Annotated in this window: 23 protein-coding genes and 2 tRNA genes; 7 read left to right on the top strand and 18 right to left on the bottom strand. The window is 34.8% G+C overall.

What is annotated here, in order from left to right; translation table 11 throughout:
- The first annotated feature begins 119 nt into the window (after positions 1-119).
- Entirely contained in the window at positions 120-1,709 is a 1,590-nt protein-coding gene (locus tag E0W69_RS18855) for an FMN-binding glutamate synthase family protein (protein WP_131331614.1), read from the top strand.
- Positions 1,710-1,982: 273 nt separating this feature from the next.
- Here the strand turns inward: E0W69_RS18855 and E0W69_RS18860 are convergent, their stop codons facing one another.
- From E0W69_RS18860 to E0W69_RS18870, 3 genes are all read right to left on the bottom strand, one after another.
- Positions 1,983-2,483: a hypothetical protein gene (locus E0W69_RS18860; protein ID WP_131331615.1), complete on the bottom strand. Its 501-nt coding sequence runs from the start codon at positions 2,481-2,483 to the stop codon at positions 1,983-1,985.
- A 78-nt stretch (positions 2,484-2,561) separates the two neighbouring features.
- The gene (locus tag E0W69_RS18865) at positions 2,562-2,969 is read right to left on the bottom strand and encodes a hypothetical protein (RefSeq protein WP_131331616.1); all 408 of its coding nucleotides are present in this window, start codon (positions 2,967-2,969) and stop codon (positions 2,562-2,564) included.
- A gap of 30 nt (positions 2,970-2,999) precedes the next feature.
- Entirely contained in the window at positions 3,000-3,374 is a 375-nt protein-coding gene (locus E0W69_RS18870) for a hypothetical protein (RefSeq protein ID WP_131331617.1), read from the bottom strand.
- 173 nt (positions 3,375-3,547) lie between these two features.
- On the opposite strand from E0W69_RS18870, the gene gcvH reads away from it, so the two are divergent.
- The gene (gene gcvH, locus E0W69_RS18875) at positions 3,548-3,928 is read left to right on the top strand and encodes a glycine cleavage system protein GcvH (RefSeq protein WP_131331618.1); all 381 of its coding nucleotides are present in this window, start codon (positions 3,548-3,550) and stop codon (positions 3,926-3,928) included.
- 64 nt (positions 3,929-3,992) lie between these two features.
- Here gcvH and E0W69_RS18880 read toward each other — a convergent pair whose 3' ends face one another.
- Positions 3,993-4,757: a phosphoglycerol geranylgeranyltransferase gene (locus E0W69_RS18880; RefSeq protein WP_131331619.1), complete on the bottom strand. Its 765-nt coding sequence runs from the start codon at positions 4,755-4,757 to the stop codon at positions 3,993-3,995.
- A 285-nt stretch (positions 4,758-5,042) separates the two neighbouring features.
- Here E0W69_RS18880 and E0W69_RS18885 point away from each other — a divergent pair.
- Positions 5,043-5,126, top strand: a tRNA-Leu gene (locus E0W69_RS18885).
- A gap of 104 nt (positions 5,127-5,230) precedes the next feature.
- Here the strand turns inward: E0W69_RS18885 and E0W69_RS18890 are convergent.
- The 10 genes from E0W69_RS18890 to E0W69_RS18935 form a co-directional block, all read right to left on the bottom strand.
- The gene (locus E0W69_RS18890) at positions 5,231-5,479 is read right to left on the bottom strand and encodes a hypothetical protein (RefSeq protein WP_131331620.1); all 249 of its coding nucleotides are present in this window, start codon (positions 5,477-5,479) and stop codon (positions 5,231-5,233) included.
- 12 nt (positions 5,480-5,491) lie between these two features.
- Positions 5,492-7,012: a SusD/RagB family nutrient-binding outer membrane lipoprotein gene (locus E0W69_RS18895; protein ID WP_131331621.1), complete on the bottom strand. Its 1,521-nt coding sequence runs from the start codon at positions 7,010-7,012 to the stop codon at positions 5,492-5,494.
- 26 nt (positions 7,013-7,038) lie between these two features.
- Positions 7,039-10,251, bottom strand: a complete 3,213-nt coding sequence (locus E0W69_RS18900; protein WP_131331622.1) for a SusC/RagA family TonB-linked outer membrane protein — start codon at positions 10,249-10,251, stop codon at positions 7,039-7,041.
- A gap of 407 nt (positions 10,252-10,658) precedes the next feature.
- Positions 10,659-10,745, bottom strand: a tRNA-Ser gene (locus E0W69_RS18905).
- Between the two features lie 62 nt (positions 10,746-10,807).
- Positions 10,808-12,526 carry a tetratricopeptide repeat protein gene (locus E0W69_RS18910; RefSeq protein WP_131331623.1) on the bottom strand — a complete coding sequence of 573 codons (1,719 nt, stop codon included), beginning with the start codon at positions 12,524-12,526 and terminating at the stop codon, positions 10,808-10,810.
- 42 nt (positions 12,527-12,568) lie between these two features.
- The gene (locus E0W69_RS18915) at positions 12,569-13,516 is read right to left on the bottom strand and encodes a PstS family phosphate ABC transporter substrate-binding protein (protein ID WP_131331624.1); all 948 of its coding nucleotides are present in this window, start codon (positions 13,514-13,516) and stop codon (positions 12,569-12,571) included.
- A 643-nt stretch (positions 13,517-14,159) separates the two neighbouring features.
- On the bottom strand, positions 14,160-14,504 hold the full coding sequence (locus E0W69_RS18920) for a n-acetylglutamate synthase (RefSeq protein WP_131331625.1): 345 nt from the start codon (positions 14,502-14,504) through the stop codon (positions 14,160-14,162).
- A gap of 20 nt (positions 14,505-14,524) precedes the next feature.
- Entirely contained in the window at positions 14,525-15,322 is a 798-nt protein-coding gene (locus tag E0W69_RS18925; RefSeq protein ID WP_225321318.1) for a TPM domain-containing protein, read from the bottom strand.
- Between the two features lie 32 nt (positions 15,323-15,354).
- On the bottom strand, positions 15,355-15,816 hold the full coding sequence (locus tag E0W69_RS18930) for a TPM domain-containing protein (RefSeq protein ID WP_131331626.1): 462 nt from the start codon (positions 15,814-15,816) through the stop codon (positions 15,355-15,357).
- A gap of 12 nt (positions 15,817-15,828) precedes the next feature.
- Positions 15,829-16,410 (bottom strand): LemA family protein, encoded by a 582-nt coding sequence (locus E0W69_RS18935; RefSeq protein WP_131331627.1) that lies wholly within the window; start codon positions 16,408-16,410, stop codon positions 15,829-15,831.
- A 235-nt stretch (positions 16,411-16,645) separates the two neighbouring features.
- Here E0W69_RS18935 and E0W69_RS18940 point away from each other — a divergent pair, with 235 nt between their 5' ends.
- Positions 16,646-17,212, top strand: a complete 567-nt coding sequence (locus tag E0W69_RS18940; protein ID WP_191967904.1) for a peroxiredoxin — start codon at positions 16,646-16,648, stop codon at positions 17,210-17,212.
- Between the two features lie 72 nt (positions 17,213-17,284).
- Complete coding sequence (locus E0W69_RS18945) at positions 17,285-17,875, top strand: carboxymuconolactone decarboxylase family protein (protein ID WP_131331628.1); 591 nt, start codon at positions 17,285-17,287, stop codon at positions 17,873-17,875.
- 79 nt (positions 17,876-17,954) lie between these two features.
- On the opposite strand, the gene E0W69_RS18950 is transcribed toward E0W69_RS18945, so the two are convergent.
- The 4 genes from E0W69_RS18950 to E0W69_RS18965 all read right to left on the bottom strand — a co-directional run bounded on the left by E0W69_RS18950 (position 17,955) and on the right by E0W69_RS18965 (position 22,670).
- Complete coding sequence (locus E0W69_RS18950; RefSeq protein ID WP_131331629.1) at positions 17,955-18,674, bottom strand: head GIN domain-containing protein; 720 nt, start codon at positions 18,672-18,674, stop codon at positions 17,955-17,957.
- A 7-nt stretch (positions 18,675-18,681) separates the two neighbouring features.
- Complete coding sequence (locus E0W69_RS18955) at positions 18,682-19,299, bottom strand: DUF4230 domain-containing protein (protein WP_131331630.1); 618 nt, start codon at positions 19,297-19,299, stop codon at positions 18,682-18,684.
- A gap of 83 nt (positions 19,300-19,382) precedes the next feature.
- Positions 19,383-20,378: an aspartate-semialdehyde dehydrogenase gene (locus E0W69_RS18960; protein WP_131331631.1), complete on the bottom strand. Its 996-nt coding sequence runs from the start codon at positions 20,376-20,378 to the stop codon at positions 19,383-19,385.
- Positions 20,379-20,603: 225 nt separating this feature from the next.
- Complete coding sequence (locus E0W69_RS18965; protein WP_131331632.1) at positions 20,604-22,670, bottom strand: M13 family metallopeptidase; 2,067 nt, start codon at positions 22,668-22,670, stop codon at positions 20,604-20,606.
- Between the two features lie 167 nt (positions 22,671-22,837).
- Between E0W69_RS18965 and E0W69_RS18970 the strand changes: the two genes are divergently transcribed.
- Positions 22,838-23,548: a DUF2490 domain-containing protein gene (locus E0W69_RS18970; RefSeq protein ID WP_225321319.1), complete on the top strand. Its 711-nt coding sequence runs from the start codon at positions 22,838-22,840 to the stop codon at positions 23,546-23,548.
- Positions 23,549-23,631: 83 nt separating this feature from the next.
- Positions 23,632-24,345 carry a UMP kinase gene (gene pyrH / locus E0W69_RS18975; protein WP_225321320.1) on the top strand — a complete coding sequence of 238 codons (714 nt, stop codon included), beginning with the start codon at positions 23,632-23,634 and terminating at the stop codon, positions 24,343-24,345.
- Positions 24,346-24,359: the final 14 nt, after the last annotated feature.

The following is a 24,359-nucleotide window of genomic DNA, read 5'->3' on the forward strand; positions in this document are numbered from 1 at the left end:
AAAAAAAGTAATTTATATAAGAAAATTATAATATATAAATAGCTAAATCAAGATTTTAAAATAGTATGAATACATATTAAAAATCCTATTTTTGCCGATTATTCTAAAGATAAGATGTTATGCGTAAGCAGTTTATAATTTTTGCGATACTTAGCCCTATAATCCTATTTCTATTGTTCTACTATGAGAGTCGCGTGTGGTGGACTTTCTTTGTGATTGATATAGCATTAATCATTTTGGGTATTTATGATATGATGCAAACGAAGCATTCTATCATGCGTACGTTTCCCATATTTGGTAGGCTTCGATATTTTATGGAGGATTTACGTCCTAAAATATACCAATACTTTGTCGAGTCTGATACTGATGGCAAACCGATCAATAGAATTGATCGTTCAACGATATATCAAAGAGCCAAAATGCAAACGGATTCAATGCCTTTCGGTACGCAATTGGACGTATATGCTGAAGGCTATGAGTGGATAAGTCATTCTTTGATGCCAACAGATTTTCATACTTTGGATTCTGATCCTCGTGTTATAGTGGGAAACAAAGATTGTACGCAACCATATTCTTCTAGTATTATGAATGTCTCCGCAATGAGTTACGGAGCGTTAAGTTCCAATGCTGTGGAAGCTTTAAACGGTGGTGCTAAGATTGGAAATTTCGCACATAATACTGGAGAGGGTGGTATTAGTTCCTATCATTTGAAACAAGGCGGAGATCTAATTTGGCAAATAGGGACTGGATATTTTGGATGTAGAGATCAAGATGGGAATTTTTCGGATGAAAAATTCCAAGAAAAAGCAGCATACGCTCAAGTCAAAATGATCGAATTAAAACTTTCTCAAGGAGCCAAACCTGGACATGGTGGTATTTTGCCCGCTGCAAAAAATACAGAAGAAATTGCACAAATAAGACACGTGACGCCTCATACTACGGTAATGTCCCCGCCTTATCATACGGCATTTAATTCACCAAAAGGACTTATACTTTTTATTCAAAAATTACGCGAATTATCTGGTGGTAAGCCCGTAGGTTTTAAATTGTGTATCGGTCGTAAAAGTGAATTTATTGCCATCTGTGAAGCAATGAGAGCGTTAGATATTTATCCAGATTTTATCACCGTAGATGGTGCTGAAGGTGGGACGGGGGCAGCTCCACAAGAATTTTCTAATTATGTAGGTGTTCCTTTATTGGACGCATTGGCATTTGTAGTAAATATGTTGCATGGTTTTGATATCAAAAAACATATTAAAGTATTTGCCTCTGGTAAGGTATTGAGTGGTTTTCATATTGCGCGTGTTATTTCGCTTGGTGCAGATGGTTGTAACTCTGCAAGAGCGATGATGATGGCTTTGGGTTGTATTCAAGCCTTGTTATGTAATACTAATAAATGTCCTACTGGTGTTGCTACGCAAGATCCCAATCTTACGGTGGGATTGGATGTGGGCGATAAAAAACAACGCGTGGCCAATTATCATCAATTTACCGTAAAGAATTTTATGGAACTTGTGGGTGCTGGTGGTATGAAACACTACAATGAACTGACTCGTCATCATATTTATAGACGTGTATTTATGAATGAAATGCGCTCTTTTGAAGATATTTATCCTTCTCTAAATACAGGAGCCTTGATCGATGGTAAGAATTTATATCCTGATAGATACAAACAAGATATGGCAGAGGCTACGCCAGAGCACTGGTAGGCATTTTATTTGTTAAGTTTTGCTTAACAAATAAATGAATCTAAATATATTTATGTAGAGATTGCGTTCAGAATAGCAATTTATATAGAGAACTGATCTTTTTAACTGAGTGGTAAGTGAGATGAAGTGGGTAATTTTTTAATAAAATAATATTATAGCCGTTATATGCCAATTCTTGATATTCTCTAATTGTGCTAGAACTTCATCAATATCAAGAATTGGCAGATTTATTATTTAATACAAAAGAAATTTTAAATTGAACTCGGTTTTCTATTAATATCTTCCATATCCGCCATAACCACCATATCCTCCACCATAGCCACCTCTTCCATAGCCGTTATTCATCGGTTGACTATTTTGCGCATCTTTACGAGCTTTTTCATTTGCTTCACTTTCTTGTTTCCAGCGACGTTCCATGGCTATCAGTTTGTCAAAAGCTTCTCGAGGTAATACTAATTTTAATTTATTATCTCGCGCTTCTTGAAGCATTCCTGTTTGGACGTCTTTATCGTCTTGCTCTAGTTTTTTATTCTTAGTAATTTCGCTTATTTTTTTAGCTGTTTCAATTTGTATATTTGCTGCAGAGTCTGCAATAGCAGAGGAAACTCCAAGTGAATCCTGCATCAATTTTTTATACGCATTTTTATAATTAAACATTTGCTTTTCTAACTCTTCTTGCGCTTTTTTCTCTTTCTTGCTTTGCGCTTGAATAGTGGAAAAATTTCCCAATAAAATTATTAACAATGCTAAGATGGAAATAGATTTAAAATTCATATTACAAAATTGATAAAATAAAAGATGCCGTTTCTATTACAAAGAAACGGCATTTTTTAGATTTACTAAAAGATTCGATTAATCATTACTATCATCTTGTTGTCTACGACGCATTTGACCTTGTCCAAATCTAGCTTTCATTCGATTTTTTTCCATTGAAAGATATTTTTCATAAGTGGCATCAGGTAATAATCCTTTTATTGTATTGTCTTTTGTTTCCTTCAATTCTTTCATCTTTGCCATTTTATCTTCACGGCTAAGATCTTGATTTTGAAATAGTTCGCGAGTAGAAGCCTGATAAGCAAAATCAATATTAGCGATGGAATCGGCAATAGGTTCTGCGATTTTGAGAGAATCTTGTAAAGTTGTTTTATACTTTGTTTTAAATTCTGCCATTTTTTCTGGACTCATTTGTCCTCTTTGTGCTTGAGAGGCAACTGCCATAAATAATAAAGCAGCACTTAATAATACTTTGATTTTTTTCATAATAAAAAATTAATGGGTTTAAATGAGAATTTATTCAGCTGTTGTTGGAGCTGTATTTGTTTCTTTATTTGATTTACCGTGTTTGCCTTTATGTTTCAATGTTTTCCACTTAGCAACTTGATCGGGAGTTAAAACTTTTTCACGATCTGTTTTCAATTGTTTGTGCAAATCTTTTAACTGTGTTTTTTTGGCATCAGCACTTAAGGAATTATCTGCCTTGATGGCTTTTTCTTTACTCTTGTATGTTTTACTTAATGCGTCAAATTTTGTTTGTTGATCGGCAGTAAGAGAAAGCTCTTGAGCTAATTTTTGTTTTCCATCAGCTTTTTTACTTGTTTGTGCAAAGCTTTGACTTGATAATCCAACAGTAAATGCGATAGCTGCAAGGAGTATGTACTTTTTCATAAATTTCAATTTTTAATATTTGAAGAGTAAAGTTATGTAGAAGAAATTTCAAATAAAATGCCTAAAAAGTGAAAAACGGCAGAATGGATATTTTTTGCGGTAAGAGAAATAGATTTGAGTAATAAGTGGTGAAATTTTAAATTTTTATTTAGGTTTGTGGCAAATTTATTTTTATGACATTTCCAGCAGAACTAAAGTATACAAAGGATCATGAGTGGATCAAAATAGTTGATGGCAACACCGCGTTAATCGGTATTACAGAATTTGCACAAGGCGAATTGGGTGATATTGTTTACGTAGATATAACTACCGTAGGTCAGACTTTGGCTGCGGATGAAACTTTCGGTACTGTAGAAGCCGTTAAAACAGTAAGTGATTTGTTTTTACCAGTAGCTGCAACAATTGTAGAAGTGAATAGTGCATTGGAAAATGAACCAGAATTAGTGAATTCAGATCCTTATGGCAATGGCTGGATGGTAAAAGTTACATTGAGCAATCCTGCAGACCTTGATGGATTGATGGATGCTGCGGCTTACGAAAACTTGGTAAAATAAATAAACAAGAATCGTCTAATTATTTTCTATAAATGTTCCGCATGAGATTGAGTAATTATAATGATTAACTTAATTCTTTTGCGGAACATTTATGTACAGCATTTGCTATAGAAGCGATCAACTCAGGATTCTTTTCAATTGCATTACCCACCACAATTATATCTGCACCCGCTTTACAAGCAGCTTCTGCAGCTTGACTATCTCTAATCCCTCCACCGACAATCAGTGGGATCTCGATATTATGAGCAACTTTCTTAATCATAGAAGAGGATATCGAAAATTGAGCACCACTACCTGCGTCCATATAGATCACCTTTAATCCCAACATCTCTCCAGCCATTGCAGTGCACATGGCTATATCGTTTTTGTCATTGGGGATAGGCGTTGCATTAGAAATATAAGATACTGCGGTTGGTTTACCTCCATCTATTACCAAGTATCCAGTTGGGATAATTTCTAAGCCTGATTTTTTTACTAAAGGGGCACTTACAACGTGCTGGCCTATTAATAACTCTGGATTGCGCCCAGATATTAAAGATAAATACAAGAGTGCATCTGCAAATTTGCATACTTGTGCTGGAGATCCAGGGAATAAAACGACAGGGATTTGCGTATAGCTTTTTAATTTGACTACAGAATCTTCTAATACATCATTAACCATAAGGCTTCCTCCAACGAAAAAATAGTCAACTTGTGCAGATTCGGCCAAAAGTACCAATCTTTTAATAGCATGTTCATCCTCTAGTTTGTCAGGATCGACTAAAACAGCAAAAGATTTTTTCCCATTTTTCTTATTAGAAGTGAATTGTTGATATATAAATTCTGTCATATTATGGTTAAATGATATACGCAAAAATGATTAAAACTTTTGATAATCAATATTTTTATATACAAAAATGCCAAAAGCTAACAATATGTAAATTAAAGAAAAAAGTCTGAATTAATAAATACCTTTGAAAAAATCATAGCAATGAAAGCTTTACATATTATAGGAAATATTTTAAAAAAGCTTTTTGTACATAAAAAGAGCTGTTGCAAATAATAATTTAATTTTTATTTTGAAATATAAAAATTATCTTCTACTTTTGCAACCCACTCGAAACACAGAGTAAGAGCCCAGATGGCGGAATTGGTAGACGCGCTAGACTCAAAATCTGGTATTCGCAAGGATGTGCAGGTTCGATTCCTGTTCTGGGCACAAAGCCTCCGATATTCGGAGGCTTTTTTATGTTCGCGAATTATTTATTGATATGAAATTACATAATAAAGCCTCCAATATTATTGGAGGCTTTATTATGTAATTTATTTTTCTTGTTGTCGTATAGATTTTTGTACGAGACTATAATCCTTTTTCCATTGTTTGCAACAAAGATCATATTGCCTTATAAGATCTTTCAAGGATTCCATTGTTTGAATATATTGGTTGTAGGAATTTTCAATTTCCTGTAATTCTTCCAATAAATGATCGTTATTAGCTGCATTTATTTTGTTAAGTAATCCTTGAAAGTACTTTAAGTTATTTTTATGCTTGTAAAATGTAATATGATTCATTTAGATTTTTGGTTAATTATCCCACCATCCTTTATAGTTGGTATCATCTGTACCTCCCATTAATTGGACTGCTGTATTATAGTTTGTTGAATTAATAGTGCGCTCATCATCAGGATATAAAAATCTATAAGGAATTTTTCCATTATCCAAATTAGCGCTTCCTCCTGTACTAAAAATTGGATAGCCTGTTCTCCTATATTCAATCCAACCTTCAAAACTATTACCTAAGTTATTCAACCATTTTTGAGTGATGATTTGATTTAGTGCTGTAGCTGAATTAGAACTTAGCGTTACATTGGCATTAGCTAAATAATTACTTCCTCCAGAAAGCGCTAATTCTGTATATGCGCCTAGTACTCCCGCATTATAGTAGGTTGATGCAGTTCCTGATATTAAGCCTTTTAATGCAGCTTCAGCTAAGATAAATTCTTGCTCAGAATAGCTAATGATTTTAGCTCTAATTACATTGCTGTTGGATGTGGCTCCTCCTGCATAAGTACTATATGAACTATTGAAATTTGCGTTAAATAGTGATGCTGAGCTTGCTTGCGCTGTTGTAGCATCAGTTACCATAGGCATACCTCCATAATAGTTGAAATCGAATGTTGTTGCTGTACTATTGTTACTATTCGCTGCAAAATATGCGCCCATTCTATTTGCATCACCTGTGTTCTTGAATGTATTATACAATAAATCATTCATAAAAATGATCGTATAATCCCCTGATCTGGCTGTCGTACTTGGAAAATTATATGGAGTGGTGCTCGGTAACGTTAAGATTGCTCCTGAATTAGCATCTTGTATCAATGTAGCTGTGTTAGATGCAATAGTTTGCATCTCTGAACTTACATCTATTTTAGCTGACACTCGCATTAAATATCTTAATCTTAAAGCATTGACAAAGCCTCTCCATTTTGTGCTATTTCCACTGAAAAGAAGATCTCCTCCAGCAAATTCAGTACTATTAAAATCGGCGGTGGTAGCCAAGGAAAATAAACTATCCGCTCTTTTCAAACAAGGTAATATTCCTCTATCATTATCTGTATAAACTGTTTCTTGCGTATCAAATGTAGATGTGAATTCTGCTTGTGAACCATTTAAGGCATTTTTAAATGGAATATTTCCCCAGATTTCTGTTAGTTGTGCAAATGCGTAGGAACGTAAAGTTAATGCAGCGGCTTCGACTGCGGGATTAGTTGTTGCACTATACAAAATATTTGCATCTCTTGCAGAATAATATAGTTGGTCCCAAAATGTAGAATTGGATTCTGCTTGATATCTTAATGGTTGGTTATAGTAGGAATAACTATTGGTAATATATTGACTATAGGCGTTTCCTAGCGACCATGCATTACTTGCGTTGTTATAAAATTCACTAACTATAACATTCGAAAATAAGGTTTTTGCATCCGTTACCTCAATGTTATTTGGATTTGTATTTGTTTTTTCAAATTCCTTATTACAAGCAGTTAAGCTACTTGTGAGTACTGCTATTGCAATTGGAAATATATTTTTTCTATATTTAATTTTCATTACTATTAGTGTTATGGCGATTTGTATTAAAAATGTAGTGTAGCTGAGAAACCAATACTTCTAGAGGATGGTACGCTTAAAAATTCTACACCTGGCATTACTTGAGAACCTCTTAATGCTAATGTTTCTGGATCTACGTCTTTATTTTGTGTAAATAATAGTACGTTTCTCGCAATAAAGGCAACTTTTAAACCTGCATTAGAACTAGGTCCGAACACATGGTTGAAATTATAACCTAAATTAACTTCTCTTAGTTTTAAATAAGTAAGATTATACATAAATGGTTCTGCAATGTTTGCGTTATAGTATCCAGATTGGTACCAAGTGGCAGCAGAAACGCTCGTAGTGTTTGCTGTACCATCTGCATTGACACCATCTCCTATGATACCAGTCTCACGACCAGCTAAAGTATTTTTACCTAGACCATCATTATATAAACCTAACTCAGTATAAGAATAATATTTACCACCTTTATGTAAATCCCAAGTAAAGCCTAAATCCCAATTTTTTAGTGTGAAATCATTGTTCCAACCTAATATAAAGTCTGGATGATAGTTCCCTAGTAGTTTTCTATTATCTTCTCCTGTGTATGTTGGTAAACCATTACTATAAATAATTTTTCCATTTGCATCTCTTTCAAATACACGGCCATACATATTACCAAGTCTTTCTCCTACAACTGCATTGTATTGTATTGAGCGTTGCGTTCTATCATACTGTGTAATATCTAAGTATTTATAAGTAGTGATTCCATCTGGTAAAGAACGAACGTAACCTACGTTATGGCTAAAGTTGAAACTTGTCGTCCAGTTTAAACCATTTTCTGTACGAATAGGATTTGCTGTTAATAATATTTCGATACCACGGTTATTTATTTTGCCACCATTTACATAAGCATTGGAGTATCCAGAGGATGCAGGTACCGGTAATTGAATGATATCATTAACTGTATTATTATTATAGTAGGTGAAATCAATTCCGAATAAGTTTCCGAAAAAATGAGATTCAAATCCAAATTCTGTTGTAGTCGTTTTAGCGGCCTTTAGGTTGTTATTGGCTAAAATACTATTTGCAGTAGTCAAGGGACTTCCGTCAAATGGATTGTTTGTTGTATACGTATTCATAATAGAATATGGCGTTGCATCCATTCCTGACTGAGCTACAGATCCTCTTAATTTCAAATAAGATATTGCAGATGGCAAGTGAACCATATTAGAGATAATTGCACTAAGTGATGCAGAAGGGTAGAAATAGGTATTGTGATCAATTGGCAATGTGCTTGACCAGTCATTTCGTGCTGTTACATCTAAATACAATAGTCGTTTATAGCTCAAATTTGCAAATGCATAAGCACTATATATCTCTTTATTTTGCTTTACCAATTCTGGTGTTAAATAAGTAGACGCATTAGAGAAGTTATACAAATCTGGAACAATCAAACTATTTGCAACATTTCTACTGTAGGTAATGTTTTGCATGAATCTATTTGCGCCGGCGGAAATTTTATATTCAAAATCTTTATTGGCTGTATTGTTATTATAAGTAACTAAGAAGTCCGTGTTGTTCTCAAAATAAGTGATATCGTCTGTTCTAAATCCACCACTTGGAAAACGTAACGTCCCGAAAGCACGCTTGCCTTCTCTATTGTCTTGATAAAAATCCGAACCAGTTCTTACCATTAAATTCCAATGTGGATTAAAGGCATAGTTCAAAGATGCATTTCCCAAAAATCTATTTTTCTTGAAACTATTGGTATTTTCATACATAGTCACATAAGGATTATCATGGTTGGCCCAATAGTTAAATTGTGTTCTATTGTCTTGACCGTACTGCCATCTTTTATTTTTTAATGCATTTAGATCAACGTTTACAGGCATACCATCTACACCAAAGAAAGAATACATCACACTTTCAGAACCATAACCAATATTAGGACGCTCATGGCTAAATGTATTGATATAGTTTAAAAATACATTTAATGTTAATTTGTCTGTTAAATGATTTTCAGCTCGGAAAGCAAGCGAATATCTGTTATAGTCACTATTAGGTAATAAACCTTTATTTACCATATTGCCGAAGGAAAAATTATAGCTTCCCTTGTCTGTAGCATTGCTAATAGATACGTTATTCGTATTTGTAATACCAGTTTGTAAGAAATTTTTGAAGTTATCTGGATGTGCTTCCCATAAAGTTGGGGTAGCTGTAGAAGGATCGATACCTGCTGCTTTTAATGCAACTACGTCGCCAGCCTCATAAGGAGTACCAGCTACTGGACTATTAAATTGTACAACTTTGTAAGAACCGTCAAATTTATGTCCGAAGTTTCCAATGTTGTTTTCATAAGAGTTGGTACCATTAGTATAGTGATAGTCAGCAGTACCATTGCCAGCGCCATACTCCCCTTGGATTTTTGGAAGACGCAGTGGATTTTCAAATGTGGTACCTGTTGTTATAGTTACACCAACTTCTCCATTATGTTTGCTACCTTTTTTTGTAGTTAAGACGATTGCGCCATTTGCGGCTCTTGATCCATATAATGCAGCAGCAGCACCACCTTTTAATACCGAAATAGACGCAATGTCATTTGGGTTGATGTCCGCAGCACCATTTCCCCAGTCTGTTTCAGCCCATGTTCCTTGATTGGCATCCCCTTCAATGGCGTCATTGAAATAAGTTTCATTATTGATAGGCACACCATCAACAACAAACAAGGGTTGATTGGTTCCAGATAGTGAAGTCTCTCCTCTAATTACGATACGAGAAGTAGAGCCTACTCCTGCACCTCCATTAGTAATCTGTACACCAGCGACTTTGCCTGACAAGTCATTGACTAAGTTGGGCGCTGGATTGGTTGCAAACTGTTTATTGGATAAGCTTTGAACTGAGTAGCCTAATGCCCTTGTTTGACGACTGATGCCAAGTGCCGTCACTACTACGTCTGTTAACTGTTTGGGATCTTGTTGCAAAAATATAGTAACTGTGTCTTGCTGTATCGCAACTGTTTTATTTTTATAGCCAAGGATACTCGCAGTGAGTGTATTTCCTTTGTCAATCGCTACAGAAAATTCTCCTATGGAGTCTGTAGCTGTTTTCCCATTTCCATTATTTACTTTGATGTCTACTCCAATAATAGGAAATTTGCTTTCCGCGTCAATCACTTTCCCTATCAGTTTGAGTTTTTGGGCATTAATACTCTTGATCGCAAATAACAAGAATATTATACATAAGCACTTTTTCACAAATCAATATTTATAATTAAAAAATATATGCAATTGCAAAGCAACTGCATTATTTAAATAACTATGTTAACTCTATATTGTGAAAAGATTACTAAATTGTTAACATAACTAATTGGTAATCAATTAATTACAAAAAAATCCCTGCACTCTTATTTCAGTAAGTGTGAGAGATTAAATTAAATACAATATGGTTGTTTTACTTATTTTTCCTCCTCTTAGACATAAAGAAGTTTTACTAGTTTAAAATTGCTATCATTTATTTTGATGTTTGAAATAAATATCTATTGACATGGCTATTTAGTTGTTTAGTTATTGTTTTATCTGTTTATTTTTAGATAATTTATCTAATTTATAGCTCGGATCATCATTTAAAATAAAAACAGCAATCAATTTTGATTGCTGTTATGCGGAAAGACAGGGATTCGAACCCTGGGTACAGTTGCCCGTACAACGATTTTCGAGACCGTCCCATTCGACCGCTCTGGCATCTTTCCAGAAATAAAAAAGCAAGAAATACATAATTGTATTTCTTGCTGTAAAGTTAATACTTCTACGATTAATTAGACGAACTAGTTGTTGTAGTTGTCGTAGTAGTAGAATCTTGTGTTTCAGTAGCTTGTGATGCTTCCGCTTTACTTGCTTTAATCTTTTCCAATTGAGCTAAGATTTTAGTTGCTCTATCGTTAGTTGGATCCAATTCTAATACACTTTTGAATTCTTTTTCAGCGGCATCATAGTCATTTGCTGTATTAGCATAGTATTGACCTAAAACATCATAGTAATATACTAACTTGTCTTTGTTTGTTGCTTTGTCTTTTTCCAAAAAAGTAATATACTCAGATACGGGTTCTAAGGCTTGTTTGTATGTAGTGTCTGCGGCCATTGCATTTGCGGCGCGACCAGCATAGCCATAAACTTCATTTGGATACTTCGTTTTATACTCTTTAAATGCGCTATCTGCTAATGCAAAATCAGCAGGCTCTTTAGTAAGTGGAGCTGCGATTCTAGCGGCTTCACCAAGGTTGTATAATTCTAGATTATTGATATATTTCGCTGGAATAAGATAAAATCTCTTTTTAGTCCATTTGTACTTTTCGACTGGTTTTTCCAAACGGGTAAATGAATTGATCAAAGTATCTGCATGATCAACTTTGTCATAGATAGAGGTATCTTTTTCAAATGCTTTTGCATAGAATACAACAGATGAATCTGGAGTTCCTTTGTAGATTTTACCAGCTAGGGCATAGTCTTCACCACTTACAGAAGATGCAGGCACTGCTGCGAAATATTTGGAAATGGCTGTTTGTGCATTTGCATTATCAGATTTTGCCTCATACACTTTTGCCAACAATAAATTGCTAAATGGAAATGTGCTACATTCTCCAGTACTCATTGCTTGGGCAGATGCTAATGCCTCATCATATTTTTTAGATTGGAATTGCAAATCGGCTAAATAATATTGAGAATTGCAATCATTGTCAGTGCGTTCAATAAATTTTTTCAAATATTCTTGAGCACCTTCCATATCTTTTGATCTTTTTGCAGAAAGATACCATCCGAAATAAGTAGGTCCATACGCATCATCTGCTTGTAATGCCTTACCAAACCATTCGTTCATCGCATCATAGTTGCGTTGTGCACCATATATTTTACCGATTTCGTAAAATGCTTTTGCATATTTTTCATCACGAGTTGTTGCGTCCATCAATGCTTCAACAGCGGGACCTCCATTCGTGCCACCTAATTTTAAATAATTCAATGCAAGATTAACATCGATATCAGGATTTTTAGCGTCTGCTGCAGCCGCTTTTTTCAATAATTCGATAGCGTAGGTTGGATCGCCGTAGCTTTTAGGGCCTGCTGCATTGGCTCTACCAATTGCATCCAAAATCGCAGGATCATTTTTAGAACTTGTAGCCGCTTGTTCAAATTTTTGTTTTGCAGCAGCGACATCATTATTTGTCAAAATGTCAATTTCTCCCAATCCAACTAAGATATATGGATCATTGACACCTCTTGCTAATGCATCGGAATACAATTTTTTTGCAGATTCTATCCCACTAGGATCGCCTGGGTCTTGGATTAAAGCCTGACCATACCAATAAATTTCATCTCCTTTTTTTGCTTTATCTCCGCCACCTTTTTTTTCTAAAATACTTTTGGCAGTTTTATACTTTTCATAATACAAAGCTTTGATTCCATCCTCTAATTTCTGGGCTGAAACAGATGCTGCAATGGAAGCTAGCGCAAAAAAAGTTAAAACGAGTTTCTTCATGTTTTTAGTTTTACTAATTATCTGTAAATATGTATGTATGCACTATTTTAAATTGACTTTCTGTATGTTGAAAGCCATCTGTGCAGGCACTAATAATGCTCTGCTAAATATCAATTGACCTCTTTCACTACTCAAAAAATTGTAAAAGCCAGAACCTAATCCTAAGTAATTTTCTTTTACTATTGCATATACTGGTCTAAACAACGGATATTGCATAGATGATATGGATGCTTGAGCTGGTTTTGCAAATACCCCTTTGCCACAAATCTTACATTCAATCATTGCTGGTCTTATTTTTTTTAAATATGCTTCCTGTTTAGGATCTTTAAAATTACCAATCCAAGAAGAACCAACAAATCCTATCGCATTAGGATTGGTGGCAACTATGTCCAACACAGCCGGACTATTGCCTGCTCCTTTTACATTTATACCAAATTCTTTACCATGCAGAATAGAGTCCATAAGATAAGTTACCGTACTTGTCGCATTCTCCCCATCGACAACTACCATATTGTTGCTTGGCTTTTTATCCTCTAGCAAACTTTTCAATTGTGCAAATGTGAAGGCACTATCGTGCGATTGTACATTGGTGATGAGTGTCAATGCATCAAAAGCTTCCACTTGATATTTCGGAACATAATCTAATTGCTCCTTATAATATCTGATTTCTGATGTGTCTAACCCTCTACCTATAACGATTATACGTGTACTATCTCCAGCCAGATCTTTCAAGCAATCCGCTTCTGATTTATATTCTGCGATGATATTGCTATTGGGATAAGTGACATGGTACATCTCTAGTTCCTGCTCGATTACAGGTTTGAAACTTTCGTCGACACTTATTTTAATCGTTCCTTTTAAAGGCGAATCTCTGTTATCGACGGTAGGTTTTTCTTTTTCCTTACAAGATGAGGCAAGTGTAACACATGCAAAACCAAGTATGTAGACGATTTTTTTAAAAGAACTTTTTATATTGTAAAATACCTGCATAAGGTAGATTTCCTATTTGAATTAATAATCTTTTTTTATTGCTCTATATAATCGAAATATACCATAAATCAAACAAAGCCCGCCAAACATATATCGCATTAACGGATCTATACTGATCACCAATTTTTGGGTAAATGATATTTTTGTTCCGAAAAGCATCAATATTGCCATTGATAAGATTAACACGGACATAGTGATATCTCTAATGGACCTGATTAATACATAGCTTTTCCTTTCTGCGCGTCTCTTTTTTTCTAATATATTATGATAATCACTCATGTCTGGATATAATACTGAAGTAGTATCTTATTGTTCCAAAATTAAATATTATTTGCTAAAGATGTGCAATTAATTGTAATTCCATAAAAAAAAGCTCAGTTATCTATATATTTTTTAAGAAACTTGCTTTTTGATATTAAATTGAGAATTAAGAAAATGGGAAATTCAATCGAACTTATTTGGTTTTGATTTATACAAATTGGATCAGTTAGGTAGGTCGTTTCAGTATTTGTGCTTTGTGATAATATTAGTCTAACGGTATATGTCTAGCAAATTCATTCAAGAATTGAGTTTTATTAATCTTTGCAATGCATATATATATGCGTTGTCAAGAGGTTCATTGCTATAATTGAAAATTATTAATTTAGATGATTTCATCTAAAATTGAATTTCCAGAAGATTGATCTCCATTGGTCCATTGCCAAGCCTCATGTAATCTTATTTTCCCGTTAGGTAGGATTTCAGGGACGGATTGATATTTGCCGGTCATAACCATTCCATCCAAATTGATGTGATGATACACCATGTCAATCCTTCCTGTATCGCTCACTGTTGCTATTAAGTGGCCAATTTTGATTTTACCGCCACTATAATTAGAGTGAAGAAAATTGCCTGATTGTACATATTCAAATATTGTTTCATCGCTCGTTTCTCCATTTTCAGTATTAGAAATGGGCTTGAATTTTTTGCCATTATAATTAATCTGCATACTAAATGTTGATTTATTTGTTACCAACTTCCGCTAGCGCCACCGCCACCAGAAGATCCACCACCAAATCCTCCAAATCCACCACCAGAAGATCCTCCACCGAAGCCGCCTCCGCTATTGCCGCCACCAAGTAAATTACCTAAAATCATTCCTGTAAGGAAATTATCTGAACCTCGTCGGCTATAATATCTACCACCACCGCCATTGCCACCTCCTCGAGTTTTGATAATGATTATGATAACAATAATTAAAATAATGAAAAAAATAAGAGCTCCTCCTCCATCTGAATCATCGTTTCTTTGTCTTGCTACATGATATTCTCCCACTGCAGCGGCACTAAGATCATCTACCGCTTTGTCAAGGCCTACGTAGTAATTGTTTTGTTTAAAATAAGGTGTAAGATCATGTGCTATAATATCTGAAGTTGTAATGTCTGGAATAGCCCCCTCAAGTCCATATCCGACTTCAATGCGCATCTGCCGATCTTCTTTGGATACAATGATAAGTACGCCGTTATTTGTTTTTTTATTACCAATACCCCATGCTCTAAATAATTTATTTGCATAGTCTTCTATTGGATAACCTTCTAATGAATTAATGGTAACAACGGCAATCTGATTAGAAGTGCTGTCATCTAAAGCATCCAATTTTTGTTCTAATAACGCTACTTGATCACCAGAAAGAAAATGCGCAAAATCATTGACTAGTCTTGGTGGATTAGGTCTGTCGGGCAATTTCTGAGCAATACTATATATGCTAACTGAAAAGAAAGTTAGCACTAACAATAGACGGAAAAAATACAATATTTTATTTTTCAAAAGAACCGGATTTTAATATCGAAATGAACTATTTATTTGCCAAAAACTATCTCATCAGGCAATTCGTTCTTGTCAGTATTGGGATCGTAAGGGAAATGGCTATGCAGAACTTCGCCGATTTCAATAATCACTTTGATAATACTTACGACATAATTTTCTTGTTTGAAATGGCTTAATAGATAAGCTATTTCTTTTTCCCAAAAGGAAACGCCTACTTTTTGATGAATGCCTTCATCTCCATAGACTGCCAATTGTCTATCTTTTATAGCAATGTAAACAAGCACACCATTACGCAGTAGCGTTTTCTCCATCTCTAATCCATCAAATAATTCTTTGGCGCGATCGATCGGATCTACAAATCGACAATGACTTTCGATAAATAGGCGAATTTCTCCGCTGGTATTTTTTTCGGCACTTTGTATTGCCGCAACGATATCTTGTTGCTGAGATTCAGTAAAATATTGTTGCGGCTTTTTTCGTAAAATAGAAAACATATATATGATCTATTAGAATTTAACTTCTGGAGCTTTTTGAGCTGCAGCATCCGCTTCGAATGGCGCTTTTGCCTTGAATCCAGAAATGCCAGCAATGATATTTCCAGGGAAAGTACGTACTGCTGTATTATAAGATTGTACAGAAGTATTGTAGTCATTACGAGCAACATTGATTCTGTTTTCAGTTCCTTCCAATTGTGCTTGTAGCCCACGGAAGGCATCATTGGCACGAAGGGTTGGATAATTTTCAGTAACAACTAAAAGCCTACCTAATGCTTGAGAAAGTTGACCTTGTGCATCTTGAAATTCTTTCAATTTTTCAGGAGTAAGATTTGTTGGGTCTACTTTTACTTGCGTAGCGGAGGCTCTGGCTTGGATCACATTTTCCAAAGTAGATTTTTCGAAATTTGCTTCGCCTTTTACTGTATTGACAAGATTTGGGATTAGATCGGCCCTTCTTTGATAAGCACTCTGTACATTGGCCCAAGCCGTTTGAGATTGGGTATCTTCTTTTACCAAACCATTATACTTGGAGCAACCGAAGCCTCCAACAATAATAACAATAATAATAAAAGCAATTAATCCTTTTTTCATAGTGAATTTTTTAAAATTTGTTCTTCTCAAATTTACAAGAATTATTCCAATGTCTTTTACCGCTCATGTAAAAGGAAGGAAGTTGACTGCCTTATGACAATCTGGCAATTTTTCAGTTAAATAATTGATGTTATAGATTAAAACTATATTAAAATAGATTATTCATTTGCAAATAAAAATATTTAATTCCGATATTTGCACCGTCAATCAATCGAAAATAAAACACACAAATATTATGAGTAAAGTATTAGGTATCGGAAGCATATTTCCAGAATTTTCAAAGACAGCATGTGTAGAAATAGATGTAGATGCTCCAGGTAAAGAATTTACAACTATCGACAACAGCTATATCAAAGGGAAATGGGCTGTATTGTTTTGGTGGCCAAAAGATTTCACATTCGTATGTCCTACTGAAATCGCTGAATTCAACAACAATTTTGATGAATTCGATGACAGAGACACAGTATTGTTAGGTGCTTCTACAGATTCTGAATTTGTACATTTAGCTTGGAGAAGAGACAACGAAAATTTGAGAGATCTTAAATTCCCAATGATCGCTGATACTTCTAAAACTTTAGCTGAAGAATTAGGAATCTTGGCTGAACCAGAAAAAGTTGCTTATCGTGCAACATTTATAATTGATCCAGATGGTATCATCCGTTGGGTAAGTGTAAATGATTTGAACGTAGGTCGTAATGTACAAGAGGTTGTACGTGTATTGGATGCATTGCAAACAGACGAACTTTGTCCTTGTAATTGGAAAAAAGGCGAAAAAACTTTGAATGAAACTTTAGGTTTATAATTCAATCCGAGCTTTTAAAATCGTAGGGCAGGATGTAATTATCCTGCCTTTTTACTAAAATATAGAATTATTATGGCTGAAATAACAAATGAAACACTTGTGAAATTATTGGAAACTGTAAAAGTTTCTGGTTATGAAGCATCTGAAAATGCGCAAACATTGATCGACGTGGAAGCGCGTTATTTGAAAGATTTGAAAATAAATGTGGGTAATGTTATTAACAACACCCAATATTTAAATAAGAAAGAAGCGGCTTTATTGGCGTTAGCAACAGCTATCAACGAAAAGTCTGATGTCTTGAAAAAAGGATTTACAGAATTAGCCAAAGAAAATGGTGCTACAGCAGAGGAATTAGCGGAAGTAGTTGCAGCAACTTCTTTAATGAATGCTAATAATGTATTTTATCGTTTCCGTCACTTCGTAAATAAAGATTCATACAACTCTATGCCTGCTGGTATCAAGATGAGTATTATGATGAATCCTGTATTGGGAAAAGAATTTTTTGAACTATTGAGCTTGGCTGTATCTTCTTTAAACGGTTGCGAAATGTGTGTTACATCACACGAAGCATCTGTAAGACAACATGGTGGCTCAGAACAAAGAATATTCGAAGCTGTGAAATTAGTAGCTATTATCAGAAGCTTTGTCGTGGTATTGAGTTAGTAATAGGTTCGGTGTTTTTTTAAGTAAGAAAGCGAAAGTCATAGACTTTCGCTTTTATTTTTTAGTTGGTGAGATACAATTAATCTGCTTTTTTGATACTGCCCATACCGCTGACTTGTTTGGTAACCGTCGCAGTTCCTTTATAAGAAATACTGCCTGCTCCACTAATTTGCGCGTTTAGCGTTTTACTTGCAAATACGTCCGCACTACCCATACCAGATATGTCAATAGTCAGATTCTCAGTTAATAAATCATAACAATGCGCACTTCCTGCACCACTAATAGAAATAGATCCATCCTTTATCTGTCCTTTTAATTTTATATCACCAGCTCCAGAAATGTCCGTACTAAATTTGGGAGCATCAATATCCAAATCAATATTGCCTGCGCCACTAGTAGATACACTTAATTCATCATTGCTAGTTAATTGATTAGTTCCTTTAATGTCACCAGCTCCGGAAACATCAATACTTTTAAACTGAGGCGAAGTGAGATACACTTTAATCGATTTACTTGTGCTGTACTTAAATCCATCCTCAGTTCCTAATTCGAGTTTGTCGCCAGTTTGAGTGATTTTTATGTGAGAGATAATATTGTCATCTCCTTCAATTTTCACGGGAGCAGTTGGTCCTTGTGTTAGATAAATATCAAATGTGCCAGAAAGATCGACATTGTGAAACTCATTTACGGATTTGGTTAAAGTGGCAATATTACCGTTGCCTTTTACGCGTTTGCCATTGAAATTAAAACAAGAGGCAAATAAGAGAGCACTTAATGAAAGCGTAGCTACAATTTTCATATAATAATTATTGGTTGGTTGTATTAAGATTTTGGTCAAAAATTACATTGACTTTGTAATGAAAGGGGGTATAATATTCACGTAAAATTTGGGATATTTTATCTTGAGAACGTTTGATATAAGTAGGATTATTTTCCATTTGTTGGCGTGTTTTGGTGTATAATGATTTGTCAACATCCGAATATTCTTGATCTGAAGAGGATTGCAAAAGTCCTTTTTTGGTATTTGCGTCTGCTTTATCTAATCGTAATTCATAACTCAGCAATTTGGGTTGCGGTAGTAAAATGGTTACCAAGGAGTCTTTTTCATTAATGGAAATATTTTGTTCTTGTAAATTAACGCCATATTTCGCAATATAGGGAACGGTCAAATGAACCGTGTTTTCCAAAAACATACGACGCATCGCATCAGAAAAACTACCATCATTTTGCAAATTCGTACGATTCAATGTTGCTGTTCCTTGAACTTCCAAACTCGATAATTCGGCTATATGCTTAACAAAAGTTGTATTAGAAATAAACGTTTCTTTTGCAGGTACATTTGCTTTTCTTCCTAAGAAATACGCCAATATGCCGACAATAATCACCAATCCTAAAATGAGAAATACTGAAAATGATCTTCGCATAACCTAAAGGTATCAAAACTAATTTTGACCAAAAAAAAAGACAGGAAATATTTCCTGTCTTTAAAAAAGTAAGTTGAATAAACTTATTTAATCAAGCCATTTTCAGTTAAATATTCTGCAATCTGAACTGCATTCGTTGCTGCTCCTTTGCGAATATTGTCACTTACAATCCACATATTCAATGTGTTAGCTTGAGATTCATCTCTACGAAGACGGCCTACAAATACATCATCTTTTTCATACGCATTAATTGGCATTGGGTAAATTCCGTTTTTGATATCGTCTTCTAAAACGACACCTGGTGCATTCGCTAACAATTCTTTTACTTCCTCCAAATTGAAATCTTGATCAAATTCAACATTAACAGATTCGCTATGTCCGCCAGTAACAGGTACTCTTACTGTGGTTGCGGTAACAGCGATATCCTCATTACGCATTATTTTTTTGGTTTCATTGACCATTTTCATTTCCTCTTTGGTATAACCATTGTCCAAGAAAACATCAATCTGCGGTAAAATATTTCTGTCTATTGGATGTGCATAAGCTGGATTGGAAGATTTACCTCCATTTCTTTCAGATTCTAATTGGTCAACACCTTTTTTACCCGAACCAGAAACGCTTTGGTAAGTGCTTACAACGATTCTTTTGATACCATATTTTTTATACAAAGGATTTAATGCTACGACCATTTGAATCGTAGAACAATTTGGATTCGCGATGATTTTGTCTGTTTCGGTTAATGAGTCCGCATTGATTTCTGGTACGATTAATTTTTTGGAAGGATCCATTCTCCACGCGGAAGAATTATCGACAACGGTCGTGCCTACTTCTGCAAATTTTGGCGCCCATTCTTTGGACGTGTCGCCACCTGCAGAGAAAATTGCTACAGCAGGTTTAGCATCGATTGCATCTTGCATACTTACGATCGCATATTTTTTACCTTTAAATTCAATTTCTTTTCCGATAGATTTTTCGGACGCAACAGGTAATAATTCTGTAACTGGAAAATTTCTTTCCGTCAATACTTGCAACATTTTTGAACCTACCAAACCGGTAGCACCGACAACAGCCACTTTCATTTTACTTAGTTTTAAAAACTTTTAATTAATTATTTTTTGAAACAAAAAAGACCTTCCAAATTTTGGAAGGTCTAATCTTTTTATATTGTTATCATACATCAAGAATTGTCGCCTTCCTCAGGAGATCATCTTCTTGCTCTTTATGATAATAATTGTATTCATTCTGATGCGAATATAAACAATTAAGTTATATCCAACATTTTTTATTTCCTTTTCAAAATCAAATTACCAAATCTTAATTCTTTCAGATTCTGGGCGATACATTGTTTGCCCTGGTTTTACATCAAACGCTTGATAGAAAGGAGTGAAGTTCATCAACGGCCCGATTACACGCCATTTTGCTGGAGAGTGTGGATCCAAGTCGATTAACCTTCTAACTGTTTCATCTTTTAATTTGATTCTCCAGATTTGCGCGAAGGACAAGAAAAATCTTTGATCTGGAGTGAAACCGTCAATTTTTTCAGTGCTATGTCCTTGTTTTGTTAATTTGAAAGCGTCATAAGCGATGGCGATACCACCAATATCTGCCATGTTTTCACCTGTAGTAAGTGAACCATTAACATGTAAAGAATCCAAAACCGTGAAACTGTCATATAATTTGACTACTTGTTTTACTTTTTCTTCAAATTTAGATTTGTCAGACGCTCCCCACCAATTTTCCAAATTACCATTTTTGTCATATTGGGAACCTTGGTCATCAAATCCGTGAGTCATCTCGTGACCGATGACCATACCGATACCACCATAGTTAACTGCATCGTCCGCTTCTGGATTGAAGAATGGAGGTTGTAATATACCTGCAGGGAATACAATCTCATTAATCGTTGGGTTATAGTATGCATTGATTGTTGGAGGAGTCATACCCCACAATGTTTTATCAACTGGTTTGTTCAATTGGGATAGTTGATAGTCATAATTGTTTTTAGCAGCAGATTCTACATTTTCGAAAAAAGTATTTCTGTTGATATCGACTTTACTATAATCTCTCCATTTGTCAGGATAACCAATTTTTCTGATAAATGCACTCAATTTATCCAAAGAGATTTTCTTTGTAGAATCGCTCATCCAATCCAATTTTTGGATTCTAGCTGCAAATGATTTTTCCAAATTAGTTACTAATTGGTCCATTCTTTCTTTGGCAGTTTGGGTAAAGTATTTTTTTACATACAATTGTCCCAAAGGTTCACCAAGATTACCATCTGTCATACCATAGATTCTTTCCCATCTTGGTTTTTGTACTTTCTGTCCGCTAATAACTTGACTATATGCAAATTGTGCATTTACAAAAGGAGAACTCAACAAGGACGCTGCTCCTAGGATTGTTTTTGCTTTATAGTACACTTTCCAGTCGCTGATGGATACTGTGGTTAAAAGTGAATCTAATTTAGCATAGTAAGCTGGTTGGCCGATTAAGATAGTTTGCGTAGGCGCACCTAACTCAGTAAGTAATTTGCTCCAACCAATATTTGGTTCTTTTTTATCCAAATCCGCAACAGAGAATTTATTATAGTTCAATTGAGGATTTCGCAATTCTACTCTAGTTCTATGTGCGCTGGCTAATTCTTTTTCAATATTGAAAACGATTTCCGTATTTTTTGCTGCGGTAGCCGCATCGATACCCACTAAAGTGAATGCCGTAGTCAAATATTTTTTATATGCGTCTACGATTTTAACTTTATTAGGATCTGTAGAGAAATAATAATCTCTGTCAGGAAGACCTGTGCCACCTTGACTAAATTGAACAATGTTTTGAGAACTATTTTTATCATCTGGTCCAATACCCCAAGACAAGAAAGAAGAACCATTTTCATGTTCACGAGCGGCAACAAATTGCAATAATTCGGAAATGCTAGAAATTTTGTCAATATTTTTCAAAATCGGTTCAATCGGACTGTAACCCAGTTTTTCAATGGTAGCGCTATCCATACCAGAAGCATAAAAATCACCGACTAGTTGATTGACACTGCCTTTTGCTCCTGGGTTTTTAGATGCTTCTTGTAAAATCAATTTTAGATTTTCACGTACAGATTTGGCAAGATCATAAAAAGAACCAATACCTGTTTCTGTAGATGGGATCGTTGCTGTATCTAACCATTTTCCATTTGCGTAGCGGAAAAAATTATCGCCAGGGACGACACTTTTATCGATAAAAGAAAGATCTAACGCCGTTTTTTTTGCAGGTGCTGTAGTTTTCTTTTGAGGTTTTTTAGGGCCACCTGGACCTGCATTAGCCATAAGACATGTAGCGGAAAGCACGCTAGCTGCCATAATGGTTTTTGTGAATTTATTCATTTTTTGACCGTTTTATGGCTTTAAAGGTATTATACAATTCTATAAATCGTTACAAATTATCGATCAGCGGTTTGTAGCGATTATTTTTGTGCGAAATAAAGGATTAAAGGTATTTTCGCTTGTTAAACCAATATAGCATGCTTCGTTTGAGATACATTTTTACATTTATGAGTATGATATCTATATTTCCCATATTTGCTCAAAGGATTTCGGATCATAATACAATAGGCTGGTACACGACTACAATTACCCCTAAAATAAATGAAAAATGGAGCGGTCATTTCGAATATCAATGGAGACGTACGGATTGGGTAAAAAATTGGCAGCAAAGCCTTTTGCGTGTTGGTATTACTTATAAATTACAAGAAAATGTAATTGCGCAAGTCGGTTATGGTTGGGCGCGTACATTCGACTATGGAGAATATTTTTTGTCTGCGATCAATAAAACATTTGACGAACATCGCATCTATGAGCAGATTGTTTTAAGTAGTCAATATGGGAAAGTAAAATTGACCAATCGATTTAGATTAGAACAGCGTTGGCTTGCTGTGTACAAAAGTGTTGAGGATACGAAACCTCAACGATGGAATTATCTAAATAGAATGCGATTCATGCCTAGAGTGGATGTCCCAATTAGTAAAAATGGTTGGTATGTTGCAGCTTATGATGAAGTAATGCTAGGCTTTGGTGGTAATATTGGTCAAAATATTTTTGATCAAAATAGGATTGCTGGATTGGTAGGTTTTAATATTAATAAAACGGCTAGGGTTGAAGGCGGATTTTTAAATCAAACTGTACAGTTTGGAAGACAAATCGATCAGCAAAATGTATTTCAATACAATAAAGGAATTATAATAAATACTTATTTTAATCTATAATTCGTATTGTTTCGTTTTTAATATTTGTCTTTTAAAAAAAAATAAGGTTATTTGCAATAACAAATTCAAATCTTTCAAATATTATGCTTCCAAAGTACAAACGTGTTCTTCTAAAATTATCAGGAGAATCTTTACAAGCTAAAGGCTCTAATGATCCGTTTGATCCCAAAATTATCGAACAATATGCTAGAGATATTAAAGGCATAACCGAACTAGGCGTACAAGTTGCAGTAGTTGTCGGTGGTGGTAATATCTATCGTGGTATGAATGAGGCGGATAGTGGTATTGAAAGAGCTCATGGCGATTATATGGGCATGCTCGCTACAATGATCAATGGTATGGCAATGCAAGCAATGCTTGAAAAAATCGGTGTTTACACTAGATTACAATCTGCGATCCAAATGGAACAAGTTGCGGAACCTTATATAAGAAGAAGAGCGATTCGCCATTTGGAAAAAGGTAGAGTGGTAATTTTTGCGGCTGGTACTGGTAATCCTTATTTTACTACGGATACAGCGGGATCGCTTCGCGCCGTAGAAATTAAAGCGGATATCATCTTAAAAGGAACCAGAGTAGATGGCATCTACACTGCAGATCCAGAAAAAGATCCTACAGCTACTAGATATGAAAAAATCAGTTATCAAGAATGTATTTCCAATAATCTAAAAGTGATGGATATGACCGCATTCACACTTTGTATGGAAAACAATCTTCCTATTATCGTATTTGATATGAATAAACCAGGTAATTTACAAAGTGTAATTGAAGGTTCTGGTGTAGGTACGTTAGTTTCTTAATTCTAATTTTAGAT

The sequence above is a fragment of the Rhizosphaericola mali genome (assembly GCF_004337365.2).
GTDB lineage: Bacteria > Bacteroidota > Bacteroidia > Chitinophagales > Chitinophagaceae > Rhizosphaericola > Rhizosphaericola mali.

Coding starts and splice junctions, on each gene's coding strand:
- gcvH (WP_131331618.1), top strand. CDS start 3,548: ATGACATTTCCAGCAGAACTAAAGTATACAAAGGATCATGAGTGGATC.
- E0W69_RS18935 (WP_131331627.1), bottom strand. CDS start 16,410: ATGAAAAAAGGATTAATTGCTTTTATTATTATTGTTATTATTGTTGGA.
- E0W69_RS18855 (WP_131331614.1), top strand. CDS start 120: ATGCGTAAGCAGTTTATAATTTTTGCGATACTTAGCCCTATAATCCTA.
- E0W69_RS18930 (WP_131331626.1), bottom strand. CDS start 15,816: ATGTTTTCTATTTTACGAAAAAAGCCGCAACAATATTTTACTGAATCT.
- E0W69_RS18950 (WP_131331629.1), bottom strand. CDS start 18,674: ATGAAAATTGTAGCTACGCTTTCATTAAGTGCTCTCTTATTTGCCTCT.
- E0W69_RS18955 (WP_131331630.1), bottom strand. CDS start 19,299: ATGCGAAGATCATTTTCAGTATTTCTCATTTTAGGATTGGTGATTATT.
- E0W69_RS18915 (WP_131331624.1), bottom strand. CDS start 13,516: ATGCAGGTATTTTACAATATAAAAAGTTCTTTTAAAAAAATCGTCTAC.
- E0W69_RS18945 (WP_131331628.1), top strand. CDS start 17,285: ATGGCTGAAATAACAAATGAAACACTTGTGAAATTATTGGAAACTGTA.
- E0W69_RS18895 (WP_131331621.1), bottom strand. CDS start 7,012: ATGAAAATTAAATATAGAAAAAATATATTTCCAATTGCAATAGCAGTA.
- E0W69_RS18860 (WP_131331615.1), bottom strand. CDS start 2,483: ATGAATTTTAAATCTATTTCCATCTTAGCATTGTTAATAATTTTATTG.
- E0W69_RS18870 (WP_131331617.1), bottom strand. CDS start 3,374: ATGAAAAAGTACATACTCCTTGCAGCTATCGCATTTACTGTTGGATTA.
- E0W69_RS18965 (WP_131331632.1), bottom strand. CDS start 22,670: ATGAATAAATTCACAAAAACCATTATGGCAGCTAGCGTGCTTTCCGCT.
- E0W69_RS18920 (WP_131331625.1), bottom strand. CDS start 14,504: ATGCAGATTAATTATAATGGCAAAAAATTCAAGCCCATTTCTAATACT.
- E0W69_RS18960 (WP_131331631.1), bottom strand. CDS start 20,378: ATGAAAGTGGCTGTTGTCGGTGCTACCGGTTTGGTAGGTTCAAAAATG.
- pyrH (WP_225321320.1), top strand. CDS start 23,632: ATGCTTCCAAAGTACAAACGTGTTCTTCTAAAATTATCAGGAGAATCT.
- E0W69_RS18940 (WP_191967904.1), top strand. CDS start 16,646: ATGAGTAAAGTATTAGGTATCGGAAGCATATTTCCAGAATTTTCAAAG.
- E0W69_RS18970 (WP_225321319.1), top strand. CDS start 22,838: ATGAGTATGATATCTATATTTCCCATATTTGCTCAAAGGATTTCGGAT.
- E0W69_RS18880 (WP_131331619.1), bottom strand. CDS start 4,757: ATGACAGAATTTATATATCAACAATTCACTTCTAATAAGAAAAATGGG.
- E0W69_RS18890 (WP_131331620.1), bottom strand. CDS start 5,479: ATGAATCATATTACATTTTACAAGCATAAAAATAACTTAAAGTACTTT.
- E0W69_RS18865 (WP_131331616.1), bottom strand. CDS start 2,969: ATGAAAAAAATCAAAGTATTATTAAGTGCTGCTTTATTATTTATGGCA.
- E0W69_RS18910 (WP_131331623.1), bottom strand. CDS start 12,526: ATGAAGAAACTCGTTTTAACTTTTTTTGCGCTAGCTTCCATTGCAGCA.